17 protein-coding genes are annotated in these 19,301 nt (G+C 67.0%); 5 read left to right on the top strand and 12 right to left on the bottom strand.

All coding sequences use genetic code 11. The features are described 5' to 3' along the window. Nucleotides 1-932 precede the first annotated feature (932 nt). From NA10_RS26100 to NA10_RS26110, 3 genes are read right to left on the bottom strand one after another with little or no spacing between them, the layout of a single operon-like run. Entirely contained in the window at nt 933-2,093 is a 1,161-nt protein-coding gene (locus NA10_RS26100; RefSeq protein WP_067572524.1) for an oxygenase MpaB family protein, read from the bottom strand. A gap of 48 nt (nt 2,094-2,141) precedes the next feature. After that, nucleotides 2,142-3,194 (bottom strand): polyprenyl synthetase family protein, encoded by a 1,053-nt coding sequence (locus NA10_RS26105; protein WP_067572526.1) that lies wholly within the window; start codon nt 3,192-3,194, stop codon nt 2,142-2,144. Beyond that, a complete protein-coding gene (locus NA10_RS26110) occupies nt 3,187-3,459 on the bottom strand; it encodes a hypothetical protein (RefSeq protein WP_067572528.1) in 273 nt (90 codons plus the stop codon). Before NA10_RS26110 ends, NA10_RS26105 begins: the two co-directional genes overlap by 8 nt. A gap of 172 nt (nt 3,460-3,631) precedes the next feature. Between NA10_RS26110 and NA10_RS26115 the strand changes: the two genes are divergently transcribed. Next, nucleotides 3,632-3,829: a hypothetical protein gene (locus tag NA10_RS26115; RefSeq protein ID WP_157556740.1), complete on the top strand. Its 198-nt coding sequence runs from the start codon at nt 3,632-3,634 to the stop codon at nt 3,827-3,829. Nucleotides 3,830-3,928: 99 nt separating this feature from the next. On the opposite strand, the gene NA10_RS26120 is transcribed toward NA10_RS26115, so the two are convergent. The 4 genes from NA10_RS26120 to NA10_RS26135 all read right to left on the bottom strand — a co-directional run bounded on the left by NA10_RS26120 (nt 3,929) and on the right by NA10_RS26135 (nt 6,702). Further along, on the bottom strand, nt 3,929-4,150 hold the full coding sequence (locus tag NA10_RS26120) for a hypothetical protein (protein ID WP_067572532.1): 222 nt from the start codon (nt 4,148-4,150) through the stop codon (nt 3,929-3,931). 80 nt (nt 4,151-4,230) lie between these two features. Further along, a complete protein-coding gene (locus NA10_RS26125; protein WP_067572630.1) occupies nt 4,231-4,947 on the bottom strand; it encodes an alpha/beta fold hydrolase in 717 nt (238 codons plus the stop codon). Between the two features lie 52 nt (nt 4,948-4,999). Next, entirely contained in the window at nt 5,000-5,479 is a 480-nt protein-coding gene (locus NA10_RS26130; protein ID WP_157556741.1) for a hypothetical protein, read from the bottom strand. Further along, nucleotides 5,476-6,702 (bottom strand): YhgE/Pip domain-containing protein, encoded by a 1,227-nt coding sequence (locus NA10_RS26135; RefSeq protein ID WP_084515255.1) that lies wholly within the window; start codon nt 6,700-6,702, stop codon nt 5,476-5,478. Before NA10_RS26135 ends, NA10_RS26130 begins: the two co-directional genes overlap by 4 nt. Before the next feature lie 165 nt (nt 6,703-6,867). On the opposite strand from NA10_RS26135, the gene NA10_RS26140 reads away from it, so the two are divergent. Beyond that, nucleotides 6,868-10,161 carry an ATP-binding protein gene (locus NA10_RS26140; protein ID WP_067572538.1) on the top strand — a complete coding sequence of 1,098 codons (3,294 nt, stop codon included), beginning with the start codon at nt 6,868-6,870 and terminating at the stop codon, nt 10,159-10,161. Nucleotides 10,162-10,305: 144 nt separating this feature from the next. On the opposite strand, the gene NA10_RS26145 is transcribed toward NA10_RS26140, so the two are convergent. Continuing rightward, the gene (locus NA10_RS26145) at nt 10,306-10,560 is read right to left on the bottom strand and encodes a hypothetical protein (protein WP_067572540.1); all 255 of its coding nucleotides are present in this window, start codon (nt 10,558-10,560) and stop codon (nt 10,306-10,308) included. 459 nt (nt 10,561-11,019) lie between these two features. Between NA10_RS26145 and NA10_RS26150 the strand changes: the two genes are divergently transcribed. Both NA10_RS26150 and NA10_RS26155 read left to right on the top strand, forming a co-directional pair. Continuing rightward, the gene (locus tag NA10_RS26150) at nt 11,020-11,922 is read left to right on the top strand and encodes a DUF5753 domain-containing protein (RefSeq protein WP_157556742.1); all 903 of its coding nucleotides are present in this window, start codon (nt 11,020-11,022) and stop codon (nt 11,920-11,922) included. Next, nucleotides 11,919-12,110: a DUF397 domain-containing protein gene (locus tag NA10_RS26155; RefSeq protein ID WP_067572544.1), complete on the top strand. Its 192-nt coding sequence runs from the start codon at nt 11,919-11,921 to the stop codon at nt 12,108-12,110. Before NA10_RS26150 ends, NA10_RS26155 begins: the two co-directional genes overlap by 4 nt. Nucleotides 12,111-12,244: 134 nt before the next feature. On the opposite strand, the gene NA10_RS26160 is transcribed toward NA10_RS26155, so the two are convergent. After that, nucleotides 12,245-13,195, bottom strand: coding sequence for a sigma-70 family RNA polymerase sigma factor (locus NA10_RS26160; RefSeq protein ID WP_067572546.1), 951 nt, complete (start codon nt 13,193-13,195; stop codon nt 12,245-12,247). Between the two features lie 96 nt (nt 13,196-13,291). On the opposite strand from NA10_RS26160, the gene NA10_RS26165 reads away from it, so the two are divergent. Continuing rightward, nucleotides 13,292-13,687 (top strand): SgcJ/EcaC family oxidoreductase, encoded by a 396-nt coding sequence (locus NA10_RS26165; protein WP_067572548.1) that lies wholly within the window; start codon nt 13,292-13,294, stop codon nt 13,685-13,687. Nucleotides 13,688-13,758: 71 nt separating this feature from the next. Here NA10_RS26165 and NA10_RS26170 read toward each other — a convergent pair whose 3' ends face one another. The 3 genes from NA10_RS26170 to NA10_RS26180 all read right to left on the bottom strand — a co-directional run bounded on the left by NA10_RS26170 (nt 13,759) and on the right by NA10_RS26180 (nt 18,836). Further along, a complete protein-coding gene (locus tag NA10_RS26170) occupies nt 13,759-14,262 on the bottom strand; it encodes a L,D-transpeptidase (RefSeq protein ID WP_067572550.1) in 504 nt (167 codons plus the stop codon). 171 nt (nt 14,263-14,433) lie between these two features. Next, nucleotides 14,434-15,624, bottom strand: coding sequence for an MlaD family protein (locus NA10_RS26175; RefSeq protein WP_245677904.1), 1,191 nt, complete (start codon nt 15,622-15,624; stop codon nt 14,434-14,436). 344 nt (nt 15,625-15,968) lie between these two features. Next, nucleotides 15,969-18,836 (bottom strand): AfsR/SARP family transcriptional regulator, encoded by a 2,868-nt coding sequence (locus NA10_RS26180; protein WP_084515256.1) that lies wholly within the window; start codon nt 18,834-18,836, stop codon nt 15,969-15,971. Nucleotides 18,837-19,301 lie beyond the last annotated feature (465 nt).

Consider the following 19,301-nt stretch of genomic DNA (forward strand, 5'->3'; position numbering starts at 1 on the left):
GCGGAGTCACAACTTCTTAACTTCCGAACGAGAGAGACAGTACAACGGAGGGATCGGATTGTCTACACCCAAGGATAGAGATTTTTTGAGCGTTCAACCGTGGCCAGGAGGTGCGCGCATCGCCAGGCAACGAGGGCTCGTCCGGGCCTACGGACGGCTCCCGGCACGCCGGAACACCCCCGAAAAATCTGTAGTGTCAGATCTAGACATTCATCGATCGCTTCGGTAGCTTCTTCGTCGTAGCAAGTGAAGTAAACATGAGGGCACGGGAGAGAACGAACTGCCCGTGAGGATGGGACGACGGTCGGACCGAAACGTGGTCCGTAGCCGTCGAGTACGAGGTAACACGAAAGAGTAAGTGCGCGACCGGCCGATCGCCCGCCTCCGTCTTCCCGGCGGGCAGTCCCCACCGATTCACCCCCTTCAGGTGGGTCACGGTCGTTTCCACCGGGCCCCGGTGCCGCCCTTTGCGCGGCACCGGGGCCCCCGTCGTCGGAGTCCCGTCTACACGACGGGCGAGGCCGCGGACCGCCCTCGGTGCGACTCGGCATGGGATTCGGTGGAGGGCATCGGCCACGGCGCTGAATGAGGCGGCCTCGGCCCAGGCGATGCGATACAGCTCAGAGCTCACCTGTCGGATGGCGGTGGCCGGTCGGGATCGTGCCCTACGGGAGCGCGGCCAAACCGTACAGGGGGACCAGTGTGGTGGCGATCAGACCACCGAGTCCCGCGAGAATTCTCGCCGATATGCCTGCCGCTTCCATGAGGTGAGTTAACCAGAGCGACAGGGGGATTCGCGACGATGGCGATCGAACCTGTCATGCCTGCCCGGTCTCGAAGCGGCTGACCTTGCCGCCGTCGACCGTGAACCGCCAGGCGGTGCGCATCGATCCCAGGTGTCATTGCGGTTGGTCCTACGAGTTCAGTCTCGATCAGCGATGAATGTCGGCGGTGGGTGGGGGTGGGGTCCAGCGGTTGAGGCGGGAGGCGGCGGAGGATATGCCGTAGTCGGGTTTGAGATGTTCGGGGATGGCGTACTGCATGACACGCCCTCGGGTGAGGGAGGTGAGTTCGAAGATCGAGGTGAGGTGGCCGAGGCGGTCCAGCGCCCAGGCGCCGAGAGGTGAAGCGTCCTCGATGGTTTCGAGGACGCCGAGCAGGGTGGGGACGGTTTTGACGGCGGTGTCCCAGGCGGTGCGGGGGACTTGCAGCCAGTCGGCGCAGGTGTCGCCGATGAGGTAGCGGATCAGGGCGGCTACCACGGGGTCGAAGAGGGTGCCGGGGACGACCTCCTCGTACAGGTCGATGAGTTGGCGGGTGAGGTGCGCGCCCTCCTGGCTCGGGCCCATATAGCGCATCAGGTAGGTGTCGAGGAACTCGCGCGCGGAAGTGAGGTCCGCGGGGGCGTGCGTCTGGTCGACGCCGAGCATGGCGCCGACGACCCGCCAGGCGTAGTAGTACGCCTCGGCGCCCTCGACGCTCATATGGATATTGAGCCGGTGCAGGCTGTCCAGGACCAACATGGAGAACAGCAGTTGGCCGCCGATCATGTCTTCCTGGCAGATGGGGACGCCCAATGCGGCTGTGTCCCACTGGTTTTCCCTCGTCAGATGATGGCGGATCGAGGCGTGCAGTAGCCGCACCTTCTGTACGGCGGGAATGAATCTGCTCCCGGCCTCGAAGGCGTCGGGGCGCATCAGATAGACGGTGAACTGGCCGGTTTCGGCCATCCGTTTGGAGGGGTATCGCAGAGAGTGTGTGGCGGACAACAGCTTCGCGATATGCGGGATGACGTAGCAGGCTGGCATGGCGGCGAAGGACAGGGCGGTGGAGATGTGCACGTCATTGTCGATGAAGAACAGTCGCGCGCGTTCCATCTCGCCCCAGTCCACCCAGCTGGGCGGGGCGGCGGTCTGGTGCAGGTACTCGCGCGCGACCTCGGGCAGGTCATCCGGGAGCGGTGCGCCCGCGGTCGAGACGTACCGCATGAGCGTATTGAACGTGCCGACCTCGCCGCGTTCGAACAGAGTGGCCACGGTGGCGTCGGCGAGTTCATCGCCGAGCAGTCGCAATTCGCCGAGAGGGTGGGACATCGAAACTCCTCTGGTCCGGGTGACGACGGGAGTGCTTGCGCCGCAGTGTCAGTGGCAGCGGGTGGTGGCGGTGTACGCGAGTTCGGTCAGTGCCCGTGCGGCATTCGCGGGCAGCTCGGCCCGCGCGAGTACGCCGGTGGCGGTGCGGACCCGATCATGGATCATCTCCTCGACGCGGGCGGGGGAGCCGATGCGGTTCATCAGCTCGCGCAGGTCGTACAGGTCCGCGGGGCTCTGTCCTTTGCCCTCCAACAGGATTCGCAATTGTTCGCGCTGCCGGTCGTCGGCGGCTCGCCAGCTCTCGGCGAGCAGGGCGGTGGGGCGCCGGCCGCGCAGGTCATCGAGATTGGATTTGCCCATGGCGGCCGGATCGCCGAATACCCCGAGCAGATCGTCGCGCAGCTGAAAGGCATCGCCGAGGGGTAATCCGTACGCGGAGAACGTATTCCGCAGGGGCTTGTGCGCACCCGCCAGTGCCGCGCCGATCAACAGCGGATGTTCGACGGTGTACTTGGCCGTCTTGTATCTGATCACCTTCATCGATTCCCCCAGATCGGGAACCGTGCCGGTCGATATGATCTCCAGGCATTCCCCGGCGATCAATTCCCGGGCGAGCACCGTCCACAGCGGCCGCGCCCGCGACAGATACGCCACCGGCAGACCGCTTTCGAGGAACAACTGCCCGGCCGCGGCGATCAGCAGATCCCCGACCAGCATGGCCAGCGCCCGCGCGGATTTGCGCTGACCCGCCCGCGCGCCGAGTGAATCTCGCAGCGCCACATGGGCTGTCGGCAATCCATGGCGTAGCGGACTGGCATCGATGATGTCGTCGTGCACGCTGGCCGCCGCGTGCACCAATTCCATGGCGGCCGCGGCTCGAACCAGCGCATCACTGTCCGGTTGCCCGGCGGCCCGCCAGCCCCAGTAGCAGAAGGCCGCCCGCAACCGTTTGCCGTGGGTTGTCGCGACCACCAGCTGTTCGGCCACCGACCGCAACCGCGGATCGATCTCCACCAGTTGCTCGCACTCGCGCGCGATGAACTCCCCGAGCGCTGCGTCGATTCGCGCCTTGAACGCAACCGGGTCGAACAGCTCAGACATCGCCGCGGCGCGCCCGCGCGCGCTGAGCGAGAATCTCCAGGTGAGCGGGCGGGACCGCGGCATACCGGTCCAGCACCAACCGTCCCCGGGCCTTCAGATCCGCCCCGGCATCACCGGCCAGATCGGCGGTATCCGCGCGCCGCAGGAACCGCCACGCCTGATTCACCACCGGGGCGACACGACTCAGCGCCGCATCCGCCAGCCCGACGGCCAGCAGTACCGCGTCCTCGCCCCGTGACCCGGAATGAAATCCCCGTTGCGCCATAAGATCAGCTCCCACATCGCTCGAAGTGGCCCTGACACTTTGCTGCCCAACAACTTCCGGATCAGTCAGGCGAACCCAGTGTGACACGGACCGATTCGGGACACGCCGGAAATTAGCGGCGACCGGGTGTCCCGGCGCGCCGCACGGCAATCGGTCCGTAGGCTGAGCCCCCGTGGAACCAGGTATGCGGCTGGAGGGCTTACGCTCGGCGCTCTCGTGCGTCTATGAGAAGCTCGAGGCCGAGAGCCTCACCCATCCCGACAGCATTGAACTGGTCGCCCGCGCCGAGGCGCTCGAGGATCAGATCGATACGCTCCAGGACGCCCTCCACGACGATGAGGCCGCACCCGCTTCCGCTCCATACGGGTGATCCGCTGTTCTGAAAACCATGGTCCCCGTCCGCATATCGGACGGGGACCAGGCTCGCCATCACTTCACCGCCGCGAAAGTGCGAGGCGGAGAAGAGGAATCAGCGGGTGGCGTCGGGCACCCACATGAATCCGCTGGCGCCGGTATTCACGCAGATGACCGGTTCTCCGGTATTCACATCCCACGTCGGATGCATCGCCTCACTGCGCGGGCACCAGGTGTGCACGATCGGCGTCGCCGATGCGGACGCCGTCCCGGCCAACCCGACGCACGCCGCCGCGATAACTCCGCCGATCACCGCTGCGGCCTTGAATGCCTTCACTGTGTTCTCCCCTTCGTTGTCTGACAAGAACACTCTGCCGAGCGGTTGTTAACGAAACCTTGCGGTTGGCTTATTGCCGTTCAGCGGGCGGAGGCGGTGGAGATCAGGTCGGCGATCGGGTCGGGATGGCTGAGGGTGGCGGCGTGACCCGCGTCGAGGTCGATGGTGATGGCGTTCATTCGCGCGGCCATCTCGCGCTGCCCCACGGTGGGAATCATCTGGTCGCGGGTGGAGATGGCGTAGTAGGAGGGCAGGCTCTTCCAGGCCGGGGGCCCGGCGGGCTCGAGCATGGCGGCCAGTGCCAGGGGACGCTGGGTGGCGGCCAGGACTGCGGCGGTATCGGGATCGGTGTCGGGGGCGAAGACCTCGCGATACTGGGCGGGCACGATGCTGAGTTCGATATGCGGTGGACCCTTCAGCGGGGTAGCCCCGGGCAGCGGCCGGGCCTGGGTGACCTGTTGGGCGCGGCCGCCGAACTTCTCGTCGAGCTGTCCGGCGGATTCGCCCTCGTCGGGAGCGAAGGCCGCGATGTAGACCAGCGCGCAGATCCGGTCGAGGCCAGTGGCGGCATGCGAGATGACGGCGCCGCCGTAGGAGTGTCCGGCCAGGGTGATCGGGCCGGGAATGGTGGCCAGGACGGTGCGGAGGTATTCGGCGTCGTGGTGCAGTCCGCGCAGCGGGTTGGCGATGGCGACGACGGGGTGGCCGCGCCGGATCAGGATGTCGGCGATGGTGTTCCAGGAGCCGGTGGCGTCGGCGAACGCGCCGTGCACCAGGACGACGGTGGACGTGGTCATGATAATTCTCCTCGGGATGAAATCGATTGCGGTGCTGTGGATTCGGTAGGTCTCACCGGTGCCGTCGGTCGTGGCGCGATTCCCGTTCGGCGCGGTGCCGCTCATGCCGTTCGTCGCGACGCCGGTGCCGTTCGGCCTGCTCGTCCCGCCGCGCCCGCTGCCCGTTCGGATCGGTGATGAGCAACCGGCCCCAGGTGACCTGGCCGGTGATCTTCAGCAGCGGCTGATCCGGTTCGGGTGCGCCGCCGACGGTGACTTCGACGCCCGCGCCATTGGCGGTGAGCGCGCTGGTGTCCACGCCCCAGCCCGCCGGGACGATGAGGGTGATCCCACCCGCCTGGCAATTGACATGGATCTCGACTTCGGCTGGTGCGCAGTCGGTTTCGGTGAAGTCCAGTAGTACCGAACCCATTGTCGAGGTGGCGTTGATCCGAGCGGGGACCCGCCAGCGGCCGGTCTTCGACACCGAGCCGAGGGCGGTGGAGACGGTCAACGGTGCGGTGGGATTCATGGTGGGCTCCTGTGCTGTCATGCGGATTGGGGTGTGCGTTCCTGCGTGCTGGTCCGCACGCGTCCGGTGCGGTCGTAGAAAGCGGTCGCGCCGAGTCCGAAGGTGAGGCTGAGCACCAGCCACAGCACGACGGCGAGAATGGAGGCGGCCAAGTGGAATTCGGTCGCCGGGAAGATCAACTCCCGGGCCGCGGTGGTGATGTGGCGCATGGGCAATACCTCACCGAGCCAGCGGAACAGCGCCGGTTGCAGCTCCGGTGGATAGGCGCCTCCCGACGAGGGCACCCCGAACACCACCAGCACCATGGTGGCCACCAGTGCGCCCGGCGCGCCGATCACGGCGAGCAGTGTCAGGGGAACCACCCCGGCCGTGGCGACGGCCAGCACCGAGAACACCCAGAGGGCGAGCGGATGTGCCGCGGGCATTCCGAGTCCGCCCACCGCGAGGACCTCGATCACCGTGGCCGCGACCACCGCGCATCCCGCCAGCACCCCGACCTTGGCCAGCAGGGTGTGCACGCGATTGATCGGCAGCGGCGATCGAGTCGAGCGCTGGTGCAGGAACTCTCGCGGGGCGAATCCCAGTGCGCCGTCCACCCCGGAGTGCAGCAGTTGGGCGAGTAGAAATCCGGTCAGGATCAGCACCAGTGCGTAATAGAACGCGGCCATTCCGCCCGCGCTGTGCGAGGGCGCTGAAGTCAGCGGTGTGACAACGACTTTCAGCGGATCCGCGAGCAATGCCGGTGAGGTGGTCGACCCCGAGGCGGTCGCGGCCAGGCTGGTGCCGATCCGCTGGGAGAGCTCGTTCAGCACGGACTGGGCCACGCCCACGGCCGTGCCGGTGGCGGCCGGACCGGCGAGCGGATTGCTCAGCACCGTGACCGGCACCGGTGCGGTCAGCGCGGTGATGCGTGCGGTGAAGTCGGGCGGAATCACCACCGCCGCGTAAACCTCGTTGCGGGCCAACAGCTCTCGCGCCGATGCCGCGGTATCGACGCGCACCCAGCGTGCGGTGTGCCGCGCTGATCCGCTGAACACCTGCTCGTCCAACTGCGCACCCACCCGATGGGCGTCGACTCCGGCATCGGCGTCGACCCAGGCGATCGGCATCTGTTGATTCGGTGCGTCGGTGTCGAGCACGCCGCCGAGATAGCCCAGCGTCAACACTCCGGCGAGCACCGCGGCGAATACGGTGAACACCCATATCTTCGGACTGCGCAATAACGCGGTCGCTCGCATAACCATCAGCTCCCTGAATTCTTCGACGCCCGAACCGGGTCGGTCGAGGTTGAGACCAACCTTGAGCGGGGGCGATAAACACCGGCTTCCGCGCAGCGGACGGGGTCGGTTGTCCGGCTATTTATCCGGCGTTTATCTGGCTGAGGGTTACCGCCGTATGCTTCGACCGGCATGATCACGTTCCAGGTACTCGGCTCGTTGCAGGCGCGGGCCGGTGACACCGCGATCGAACTCGGCGGTTCCCGGCATCGCGAGATACTCGCTCGCCTACTGTTGTCGCGCGGGCAGGCGGTGTCGGTGGACCGGTTGGTCGATGACGTGTGGGGTGACGAGCCGCCGCGACACGCGATCGCGACCGTGCGCACCCTGGTATTCCACCTGCGCCAAGCGCTCGAACCCCATCGCCTGCCGAGAACGCCCGCGAAGGTGCTGACCACCGCCGCGTCGGGATATGTGCTGCGCGCCGAATCCGGTGCCACCGATGCCGGGCGGTTCGAAGCCTTCACCGACGAGGGCACCGAACTGCTGGCGCGAAACCACCCGGCGGACGCGCTGACCCGATTCCGGCAGGACCTGGAGTTGTGGCGCGGCAGCCCCTACGCCGAATTCGGTGACTACGCATGGGCGCGGTCCGAGATTTCGCGGCTGACCGAACTTCGACAGGTCGCGTTCGAAGGTAAGACCACGGCCCTGCTGGAACTCGGCCGCGCCGCCGAGGCACTGCCCGATCTCACCGCGTATGTCGCCGAACACCCTCTGCAAGAAGAGGGTTGGTGGTTGCTGGCGTTGGCGCTGTATCGGTCCGGCCGCCAAGACGATGCGCTGGCGACGTTGCAGCGGGTGCGGACGCTGTTGCGCGAGGAACTCGGGATCGATCCCGGGCCGAGGTTGCGGCAGCTCGAAGCCGACATTCTGGCTCAGGACCCCGGACTCAGCCCGCGGTATCGGAGCCTCGGGCCCGAGCCGACCGAAACATCCACTGCCGAAACGCTCTTGGGTGATGAGCCGTTGGCGGGCCGGACCGTCGAGGTGGACCGGCTCGCTCGGCTGGCTGCCAGGGCGGGCATCGGGCATCGGCAGGTGATTCTCGTGGAAGGCCCGGCGGGAATCGGCAAAACCACCCTGGTCACACATCTGCACACCCGGCTGAGCGCCGAGGGGTGGACGATCGGGTCGGCTCGGTGTCCCGAGCTGGCCGGGGCACCGGGCGGCTGGCCGTGGTGGGAGATCCTCGACCAACTCGTCGTCGCACACCACGCACCGCCGCCGGAACTCGCCCGATCGCTGGGCGGGGCCGCCGCCGGTTTGCCGGTGAGCGCCGACAATGCCACCGCCGATCTTTTCCGGTTCTGCGGTGCGCTGGTCGAATATCTGAAGGGCGTGACGGCGGACGGGCCGGTCCTGCTGGTGGTCGAGGATCTGCATTTCGCCGATGCGGATACGTTGATTCCCCTGGTCGAGGTGGTGCGTCGGCTCGGTGGACATCGACTGCTGGTGATCGGTACATTGCGACCGGGACCGCCCTCCGCGCCGCTGGCAAACGCGCTGGGCCAGTTGGCCGTTCAGCAGTCCGAGCGCATCGAGCTCGGCGGCTTGGACGCCGCGGCCGTCGCCTCGCTGGTGCGCATGACCTCCGCGCTGGATACCGATGCCGAACTCGCCGCACGCATTACCGATCGGACCGGAGGCAATCCGTTCCTGGTGCGTGAGGTGGCGCGCCAGCTCGCGGCGGAGGGGCCGCGAGCGGCGCTGTCCCAGGTGCCCAGCGGGGTGCGGGACGTGCTCGGTCTGCGCCTGGCGAGCCTGCCGGAATCGGTGCGGACACTGCTGCGTCACGCGGCCGTGCTCGGCGATGAATTCGATCTCGATGTGCTCGCCGCACTCGTCGGCGACCAGGGAACGACCGGGCTCGACTATGAGGCGGTGGTCGACGGCATCGAGGTGGGCTTGGCCGCGGGGATTCTCGACGACGGCAGGACCGACGGGACCGTTCGCTTCACCCATGCGCTCATGTACGAGGCCGTCTACGCCGGGATCTCCGCACCGCGGCGGGCACTGTGGCACCGGCGGGCGGCTACCGTGCTCGAACGGCTGCAACCCGGCAATGTCGCGGCGCTGGCCCGTCATCATCTCTACGCGCCGAGCGCGCAATCCGCCGCGGCGGCCATCGGCTTCGCCCGGGCCGCCGCGGACCAGGCCGCCGCCCGATTCGCCTATCTCGAGGCCGAACGGCTCCGCCGCGCCGCGCTGACCCTGGTGGACCGCTTCGGTGAGACCACCCGGGAACGGTTGATCCTGGTGGGGGAGTTGATCGAGGCGCACGCCTATCTCGGCAACCGGGCGGCGATGCGCGAATTGCAGGCCGCGGCGGTCGAACCGCTGACTGCCCTGGCCGATCCCGCGGTCACCGCCCGGATCATGGTGTCGGCCGACCCCGCCAATCCGTTGCTGGCCGAGCGGCGCGTCAACCCGCAATACGGGGTGCAGCTGGGCCGAGTGGTTGAATTGCTGGAGCGTAATCTACGCGCATTACCGTTGGAGGACAGCGAATTACGCGTGCTGTTGCTGACCAAACTCGCCGATAAGTTCTACGGCGACTCCTCCGATCGTGGCAGACAGGCCGCCGCGGAGGCGATGGCGATCGCCGAGCGCATCGAACTGTCGCCCGAAACCCGCGCCGAGGTGCTGATCGCCGCCCACACCCAAACCTTCTGGGTGCCGGGCAAACTCGACGAACGGGCACGGGTGGCCGCGGAATTGGTGGAATTGGCGGGCGCGCACCATCTTGTCGCGTCCGAGCGGCTCGGCCTGCTCTGGCAGATCTACACCGCCGAGCGGCGCGGTGATCTGGCCGAGACGGGGGCGGCGATCGCCGAATTGGACCGGCATTCACGGCGTTACGACCATCCACCCAGTGCGGCGCGGGTGCTCTGGCACCGGGCGATGTTGCTCGAACTCGCCGACGCATCCGATACCGAGGTGGCCGCGGCCTATCGGGTGGGCGCGCGGGCACTGGAGGACGCCGGAGTCCAGCGTGCGGACAAGCTGCTGGTGACCGTCGACTGGTGCCGCGCCTATCGAGCGGGCCGGGCCGCGGAATTCCTGCCGGAGCTGATGCGTGACTACCCGAACTGGCCGGCCTCCGCGCCCCGATTCGCACTCACCCTCGCCCTGGCCGGGGAGCGCGACCGCGCGAGACATCTGCTGCGCACCGCGCCACCGCCCCCGCAGGACGCCAGCTACGAACTCGATATCGCCCTCATCGGCCTGGCCGCGGTACTCGTCGACGAATTCGATATCGCCGCCGACGCCTACCGCACCCTGCTGCCGATTGCCGGGGAGATCATCGGCCCCGGCGCGTGCGTGCTCCTACCGGCCCGCCGGGTCCTCGACGAACTCGCGGTAGCCCTCGACCATGCGCCTCAGGTCCGCGCGGATCCGGTACGTCCCGTGCGTCGGCGCTGAGCTCCCGGAAGTCTGTTCGCTTGTCCCGCAACGTATATGCGGCCGGGGCGCTTGCCCCGATCAATCGGATTGGTGTTCGCCGTGCAGGTCGCAGAACGGGGGTGTTGGGGGTTTTGCCGCAGCGGCAGGCGGCCTTGCGGCTTGTTATGGATCGCGGGTAATGCTCCTGACCTCGGTGAGGTAGCGAGTCGGGAGCGGGTGGACATTGGATCGTTCGGCGTACGTATCCGCTTCCAATCCGACAATGCGGTTCGCCTCCCACCGCCGGGCGCAGAAAACGGGATCGCAGTCGCGGTGAATAATCGAAGCCTCCAGTGCCTCTGCGGCATTCATCGTCGCGTCGTCATTGCGGACGTGACAGTCTTCCAATCGATCCGAAGGTGTGCCGAAGATTTCCATGGGTCAATTCCATTTCCTTTATGCGACAGGCGTTATGGCCTGGTGGCTTCGCCCCGGTGGCGGCCTGTCGATTCATGGGGAACACGAGCAGTGATGCACTCGCCGTTGCGAATGTGAATACGTACCGTACGGTTCTCGGACCTGCTGAAACGCCTTTCCCTGACGTCCTCGCCAATGCAGACCAGGACGATCGCCGCGCAACCGCCGATAAGTATCGCCAAAACCCAGGCATCCCAGGACATTCGTGCCTCCTTGTTTCGAAAGAATCCCGGTCGCGGTGCAACTTGTCGGCCCCGGGTGCTATCTATGAGTAGACATCAAATGTGATCGAAAGATTCGCTCCCGGTCGGTAGTTCGTGAATTGCGTGTGTAAGACCGTGGCGGACAGTGTCCGTTGCGGACGCGTCCCGTACGGACACTGTCCGTCGCGGGCTTCCATCTGATTGTGAGGTTGACGAAATGGCCGGATTAACGGTTTCCCGCATGGATTTCGGCAACTACATGCGAGAGCTGCGGGCGCACGCCCCACGGCAGGCCATGATGGCCGCTGCCGCGCACATCGGAGTATCCCGACAAGCCGTGAACCGAATGGAGGATGGATCGCCGACCCGGCTCGGCGACCTTCACATCAACGCGCTACTGGACTTCTACCGCGCCGACACGGAAGCCCGCGCCACGGCCATGGAGCTGTGGAATGAGATCAAGATCGAGGAAAAGGCAAGCAGGGCACAGGGATCGACACGCGGACTGTGGACGGCGTACCAGGATCAGATCGCGCCGAACACGGGAAAGTTCCTGCGGTTGGAGGGAATCGCCGAACATGTCGTCGCCCATCATCCGGTGATCTTCCCGGCGCTTTTGCAGTCCGCCGACTACCGGCGCGCACTGGACCGTGTCAGCGAGCCGGGTCTGTCGACGGCCGATTTGGAGCGCAGAATCGAGATCATCGCGAAACGGCAAGCGCGGCTCGATGATCCGCTGTTCACGTTCGAGGCATTCTTGAGTGAAGCGGTGGTCCGGAACCGGGTCGGCGACGGTTTGCTGATGCACAGGCAACTGAACTGGCTTGCCTCCGTTGGTGAGCGGGAGAACGTGAGTATTCACGTGGTGCCGTTCACCGCCGGGGTCCACCCGGGGTTGACCACGCTGGCCTTCGTGTTGCTCGAATTCCCGAGGGGCTCAAGCGGGAAGACCTTGCCGACGGTGGTGTACGCGGAGGGTGCGATCGGAAGCGTCCTCCATGAGCACGGCGAGGAAGTCGGGGCATATCGGCGGGCGATCGATGGCATTCGAGCGGTAGCGTTGAGTCGACAGGAAACCAGGTCTCTGGTGTCGAAGATCGCGAAGGAGTATGCGTCGTGAAGCAGCCGGTCAGGGGACAGTGGTACAAGTCGAGCCGGTCCGACAGCGGCAAGCAATGCGTGGAGGTTTTTCACGGCGAGGATGTGACCAAGGTCCGGGACACGAAGGACGACGGTCACGGTCCCATCCTCGAGTTCCCGGCTGATGATTGGGTGAGGTTTGTCGCCAGTCGGGTGTGGGAGGGCTGAGCCCACTCGGCATGGAGGGCGGCCCCCACTTGGTGAAAGTAGGGGCCGTTCTTGTGGTTTCGGCGGTTCAGGGCGGTGAAGAATTCGCTCGGATGTTTCGCAGGGGAAGGGCTTATCGCGCTGGCTGATTCGCTCTATTCGGGTAGTACGGCGGCCAGGCCGAACAGGTCGTAGACATCGGGGTCCTGCGTCACGGTGTTGCGGGTGATCACACCGCCCGCGATGGTGAAGATCTGGAGTGTGTGCATGGCGTATCCGCCGGAGGGCGCGCGGACGTACGCCGCGAAGCCGAGTTGTCCGTTGGCCGCCACGGGCAGTACGCGCCAATCGGTTCCGTTCGTGGCGTAGACGCGTGCCATGAAGAAGATGTAGTGCTCGCGGCCCAGGTACCAATTGAGGAAGGGCGGCATCTCCATGATCACGTCATCGGCGAGCAGCTTCTCCAGGGCTGTGAGATCCGCGTCCAGGAAGGCATTGACGTAGCGATCGAGCACTGCCCGCTGATCGGTCGGTTCGGTGACATCGTCCTCGCTGATACCGTTGGCGGAGAGCGTCTTTCGCGCCCGCTGTAGCGCGCTGTTGACCGCCGCGGTCGTCATCTCCAATGCCTCGGCGATCTGCCCCGGCGGCCAGTCCAGCGCCTCGCGCAGCACCAGCACCGCCCGCTGCCGCGCGGGCAACTGCTGCATGGCCGCGACCAGCGCCAAGCGCAGACTGCCGCGCGCCGCCGCCACCTCCGCCGGATCGCCGATCATCGCATCCGGAATCGGTTGCAGCCACGGCACTTCCCCGCCGTGCACCAGCGGCTCGTGGGGATCGTCTCCGGGCGGCCCGCCCAATCCGGCGGGTAGCGGTCGCCGCGCCCGCTGCTCCAGCGCGGTCAGGCAGACATTGGTGGCGATCCGGTACAGCCAGGTTCGCAGGGACGCCCGGCCGGGGTCATAGCTGTCCCGCGCCCGCCAGGCCCGCAGCAGCGTCTCCTGCACCAGGTCCTCGGCATCGTGCGCGGATCCGAGCATGCGGTAGCAGTACGCCAGCAACTCGCGCCGGTACGGGTCGGTGCGGGTGGTGAATTCGTCGGCCACGAATCTTTTCTACGCCACACCGATGACATCCCGGGGTCCCGCCGGTAGGTACTCGTGAGCCGCCGATCCGGGCGGCACGATTGCAGGAGGATCACCATGAACGACACCGCCGTACAGTCCACCGACCGGACCGCTGTCCTGGATGTCATCAGCGATCTCTACCGGGCCTGGAGCGCGAACGACGCGGACGGGATGGTCGCCGGATACCTGCCGGACGCGGTCTCGATTCTGCCCGGTTCGCTCAGTGACGGTCGCGAGGCCGTGCGCACCCGGATGGCCGCGGGCTTCGCCGGTCCGCTGAAGGACTCCTCGGTCCTCGATGAGCCGCTGATCGTGCGTTTCCCGTCCCCGGACACCGCGATCGTGGTCAGCCGCGGCGCGGTCCTGATGGCGGACCGGACCGAGCCGGAACGCTGGATCATCGCGACCTGGGTGCTCGTCCGCACCGCGGGCGGCTGGTCCATCGCGGCGTACCACAACTGTGAGGAATGACCACCGGCAGAACAAAGCCCCCTTCCGCCAATGCGGAAGGGGGCCTGCCGAATTCGATTCGCGGGCGAAACTCAGGGAACGACCTCGACCGCATCACCGGGATTGAGATAGCCGAAGAACTCCTTCGCCCCGTCGGGCGTCATTCGAATGCAACCGTGCGACTTCTTGTCCACCGGTCCGATATGGAATGCGATATCCCCGTTGAAGAAGATGGCGTACTCCATCGGAGCCTCATGCATGGTGCTCCAGTGGAACGGCCGTTTGAACGCCACATGGAAGAACCCGGGCGGAGTCTCGAATCCGGGCATGCCATGTGATATCGGGGTGGGTCCGTAGACGACCTTGCCCTTGTCCATCAGCCACGCCTCATTGGTCCCCAGTCGCAGGCAGGCGCGGGCCTGATCACCGCAGGGGGCCGTGACCGGCTGGGTGGGAATAATCGCCGGAACGCCAGGCACATCGGGTCCGCCGGGCCACAGCGGGTCGGCCTGCGCCGATCCCGCCGCCAATCCGACCGCCATGCCCGCGAAGACGAGGGAGCGCATAGCCGAGCCGAGGGAATACTTGCTCATCATCGAGTCATCCGACCTCTCTAGCCTCGCCCGTCACCCGGTGAACGCGCCTGCCTGGGCGATGGGACATCTCTATTCGTCTCGTGCAAGTGATCATTCTGCGCGGTGCGCACCGGGATTCGCGGTATAAAACGCCTCAGGCGCGCCGACACGCGTGCGGCGTGCCGGGGAATTTCATCGAATGGGCGGCATGGTGCGTTCATTCGGGTCGGCACCGGTGGGCATTTGCGCACCATTGTTCGGAATGTCCGGTCGCGGGGCATTCGAGGAACCGCGAATCTGCTGATCCGCCGGCGGATTCTCACAGTAGGTCCAGCGGAAGAGCGTGTCATCCTGCACCACGTACGGCGGTGTCTGCTTCGTCTTGTACATGCACCACGGGCGCGGCCAGGCATCGGCAATCGTGTAGAACTCGTTGTCGTGCGCGGGCACACCCATGGCGGAGGTGCCGACCACCAGCGCCGGGAACAGCGCGCGCAATGCGGGGGTGCGCAGCAGCGCCGCCCGCACCACCGCGGACATATTGCCGGCCAGGCTTTGAATCGGATCCTGATTGCGATCAAGGATGGTGCTCAGCACGGCCAGTTGCTCGGGAGCCTGATCGAGCACTGTGCGCAGTTCGACATTGGCCGCGTTCACCTGCTCGATGAGCAGTTTCGAATTGCGCGTCAGCGTGCCCAGATCCGGCTGCGCGTGCGCGGAGGTGGCGGCGATGGACCGTAGATTCGCGATGAGGCTGGTGGTCTGCGGCAGCAGATTGTCGAGCCCGGTGGTGGCCAGACTGAGGGCGTCGACCATATACCGCAGTTGATCCGGCCCGCCGCTGAGCGCGGTGTCGAGCTCGGACAGAATGGTATTCATCTTGTTCGGATCGATTTGCGAGAGTAAATCATTGGAGTTCGCCAGCGTCTCGGGAACGGATGCGGGCGTGCTGATTCGCTTGGGGTCGAACAGGATTACCTGCCCGTCCTTCAGATACGGTGCGCCATCGGTGTTCGGCCGGAAGTCGATGTACTGCTCACCCGCCCCGGACAGCGCCGCCACACCGATGGACGTATCGGCCGGAATCTTGTATTTGTCTTCGATTTCCGCGACCGCGGCCACCTGCGCCCCGCCGTCGACCAGCGAGATCGACTTCACCTTGCCCACCCGATATCCGCGCCAGGTGACATCGTTTCCGGCCTGCACCCCACCGGATTTGTCGAGCCGCACCGTGACGGAGTAGCTCCCGCCCGGTCGCACCCGCGCGGTATCGAAGAGCAGATAGCTCCCGCCGGCGACCATGCAGGAGACCAGCGCGATATTCGAGATAAGCGTTTTGTGTTGTTGCAGAATGCCCACGGGCCCGCCTTCATCGCCGATCACGGACAACAGGTTCGGTGCTGACAAACGCAGTGCGATCAGATGGCAGTGCAGTCAAAGAGGACAGAGCAGTCGGAGCTGGCAACGCAGTCGGAGCTGGCAGAGCTGGCAGAGCAGTCACAGCGGACAGCGCAGTCGGAGCTGGCAGAGCAAACTCTCGGCGAAACTGCGGGCAATACTAGGCGACGCGAACGCATCGGCGCCGCGGACATGCATGTAGCGCGTGCGCACCCCTCGTACACACGCGGACATGACGGTGTTGTGAGTCCGCGCCGGAGACCTCTCGCTCCCCGGTGCGGCCGTGTGATGACTGTGCCAGGCGCAGATGAAAAGAGAATGAACGTTCTCTACCGGCCCGGCCCGGGGGAGAAGAGGCTGGTGAGGGTGGGCGGCGGCAGACCCGCGCGGCGGAAGGTCTCGGTGGCGTCGGCGAGTTCGCGTATCGCGGTGACGGTATCACCGCGCGCGGCCACGGCGGCGGCGTGCAGGGCCAGGGCGCGGGCGCGGTCTATGGGGTCGGCGGCCATGCTCAGCAGGTCCAGGGCGCGAGCCGACTCGATCTCGGCGGTGCACGTGCGACCGGCGCGCAGATGGATCTGCGCCAGGCGGGTGCAGGCCCAGCCCTCCCAGAGCCGCACGCCGTTCCGGCAGGCGATGCGTACGGCCTCCTCGCCCAGGCGCAAGGCCGTCTCGTGATCGCCGAGTAGTGAATGGGTGGCGGCCAATTCGTGATGCGCCCAGCCCAGGGCCACCGAGTTGGAGCATTCGCGGGCCATATCGATGGCGCGTTCGGCGACGGCGAGAGCCTCCTCGTACTGACCGGATTCGCACAGGGTGCGGGTCGCCAGGGCGAGAATCCACGCCTCCATGGAGCGATCGCCCAGGGCGCGGGTGAGGGCAACGGCATTGGCGTAGTGGCGGTGCGAGTCCTTGGTATTGCCCAGGCGGCGGTCGGCAATGCCGAGCAATAATTCGGCGAGTACCTGAAGGCGGCGGCCCGCGTCGTCGACCGGAGGCGAAATGGCCTGCAGGAACTCCAGACTCGCCTCGACTTCGCCTAGGCCGACCTGCATGATGGCGCCGAGCGCGGTGCGCAGCCTGCGGATGCTGCCGCTGTCCTGCTCCTGGATCGCGGTGTGCAGCAGGGCTTTCAGGGCATCGGCGAGTTCGCGCGCGCCGGTGCCGCCGTCCATCACCTCGGCCAGCACCCAGGCAAGATCGGCTGCCAGGGCCACGGTATGCCCGCCGACGCGGGCGGCCTGGCGGTGCAGGGCGATGACCACGGGCCGCTCGATATCGTTCCAGCGCTGTCCATCCGCGCCGCTGGTGAAGGCGTGACCGGGCACGGTGGTGGGGACCAGCAGTCGCGTGGTGTTGCTGTAATCGATTGCGCTGAGCAGGTTCTTACCGCTGGCCAGGTAGTAGTCGAGCAGGCGGGACAGCACCCGCGATTCGTCGTCGCCGGGCTGGCGGCGGGCGAACAGGCGCAGCAGATCGTGGAAGTGGTAGCGGCCCGGCGCGGTCGTCTCGAGCAGACTCAGGTCCACCAGGGCCTCGCACAGGTACTCCGCCTGTGCGACGGGAACATTCAGCACCGCGGCCCCGGCATCGGCGGGCAGGTCGGGAACCTCGGCGCGGGCCAGGGTGCGAAAGGCCCGGGCCTGCTCGGGATTCAGCTGGCCGTAGCCGAGGTGGAAGATGGCCTCCAGGGCGAGTTCACCGGTCTGCAGGACGTCGAGGCGGCGGCTCTCGTCGGCGAGCCGGGTGGCCATGGACGCGATGGGCCAGCGCGGGCGCACCGCCAGGCGCGCGCCGACAATGCGCACGGCCAGCGGCAGGCAGGCACAGAGGGTGATCACCGCGCGCGCCGCATCGGGTTCGGCCGCAACCCTTTCCGCGCCGAGAATATGGGTCAGCAGGGTCATGGCCTCGTCCGGTTCGAGGACGTCGAGGCGGGTGCGGCGCACGGCCGGGAGTTCGGTGAGCGCGGATCGGCTGGTGATCAGGACCGCGGTGCCGGGAGTGCCGGGCAGCAGTTGGCGGATCTGGGCGCTGTCCCGGGCATTGTCCAGGACGAGCAGAATTCGCCGGTCGGACAACAGGGTTCGCAGATGTGCGGAGCGGTCGTCGATGGTTTCGGGGATATCGCTGTCCGCGACGCCGAGTGCGCGCAGGAAGCCGCCGAGGGCGTCGGCGGGGGACATGGGCTCGTCATCTACGCCGCGCAGGTTCACATACAGCTGGCCGCCGGGGAAGCGGTCACGCACCCGATGCGCGATATGCAGTGCGAGCGTGGTCTTTCCGACGCCGCCCATACCGCCGACCGCGGAGATGGCGACCGCGCTGCCGTCCCCGGTGAGCTGGGCGGCGATCTCGTCGGCCAGGCGGGAGCGGCCGGTGAAATCCGCTATGTCGGGCGGTAATTGGGCGGGGGTGCGATCCCGGCCCGGGCGCTGCACGGGTGGGAGTTCGGCGCGCAGGATGCGGGCGTGCACGGCGCTGAGTTCGGGTCCGGGCTCCACGCCGATGCCCTCCACCAGCGCGTGCCGGGCGCGGGCATACTCCTCGAGCGCCTCGGCCTGCCGCCCGCAGTGATAGAGCGCGGTCATGCGCAGCGCTCGGAAGCGTTCGCGCAGTGGATGTTCCTCGATGAGCGGGCCGAGTTCGGCGACGGCCTCGGGCGAGTGCCCGGTCTCGATATCGAGGGCCAGGCGGTCCTCGAGAATGCTGAGCCGCCACTGTTCGAGGCGGGCACGCTGTCGTTCGGCGTATGGGCCGGGCAGCGCGCCCAGCGCCGCACCCCGCCAGTGCGCCAGCGCGGCCACCAGGGTTTCGCGGGCGGCGGCCGGATCGTCATCGCGAATCAGCGCCGCCAGATTGACGCGCTCCTCCACCTCGGCGATATCGGTCCGCAGGTCCGGGATGCGCAGCGCGTAACCGTCGCCGATCGAAACCAGCACGGCGGAGGGTGCGCGGGTGGCGCGCTCGGGATCGAGTTCGCGGCGCAGCTTGGCCACATGGGTGCGCAGCGCCGAGACCGCCCGCGGCACCGGATCCTGACCCCAGATGCCCTCGACGAGCTCGGCGGCCGTCACCGCCTTGCCCGCGCGCAGCAGCAGGGCCACCAGCACGGCCCGCCGCTGCGGCGGACCCAAGTCCAGGGGCGTGTCCCCGCGCCACGCGCGGACCTCGCCCAGCAGTGCGAACCTCAACAAAACCGACCTCCCCGTTCGGGCAGTCTAGAGCGTGTTCTCCGAGCACTACCTCGGTGGTTCCCCGGTGCGGCACATGCCAGCACGACCCTACGACAATCCCGCCCACCACCCCCGGCGTTGGCAGCGCACCCGCGCATCGGATCCCCTGGTGCGTGACGGCCGCGACACAGATACCCGGGAACGGTTCCGAGGCCGTGATGCCCCGGGCCGTGATGCCCCGGGCCGCGATGACCCAATTCCGCGATGACCCGAGACCGTGATGCGCCGGGCCGTGATGCTCCGGGGTCGCGATGCCCCGAGGCCGTGATGCCCCGGGCCGTGATAACCCGAGGCCGTGATAACCCGAGGCCGTGATGACCCGAGACCGTGATGCTCCGGGGTCGTGATGACCCCGGGGCCTGTCATGGCCCGGTTGGTCCCGGCCGGAGTCCTTTCCCGCAGATCGCGCCCGCCGTCGTGAGATCC

Origin of the sequence: Nocardia acidivorans NBRC 108247, from assembly GCF_001625085.1 — a bacterium.
GTDB classification, from domain to species: Bacteria; Actinomycetota; Actinomycetes; order Mycobacteriales; family Mycobacteriaceae; genus Nocardia; species Nocardia acidivorans.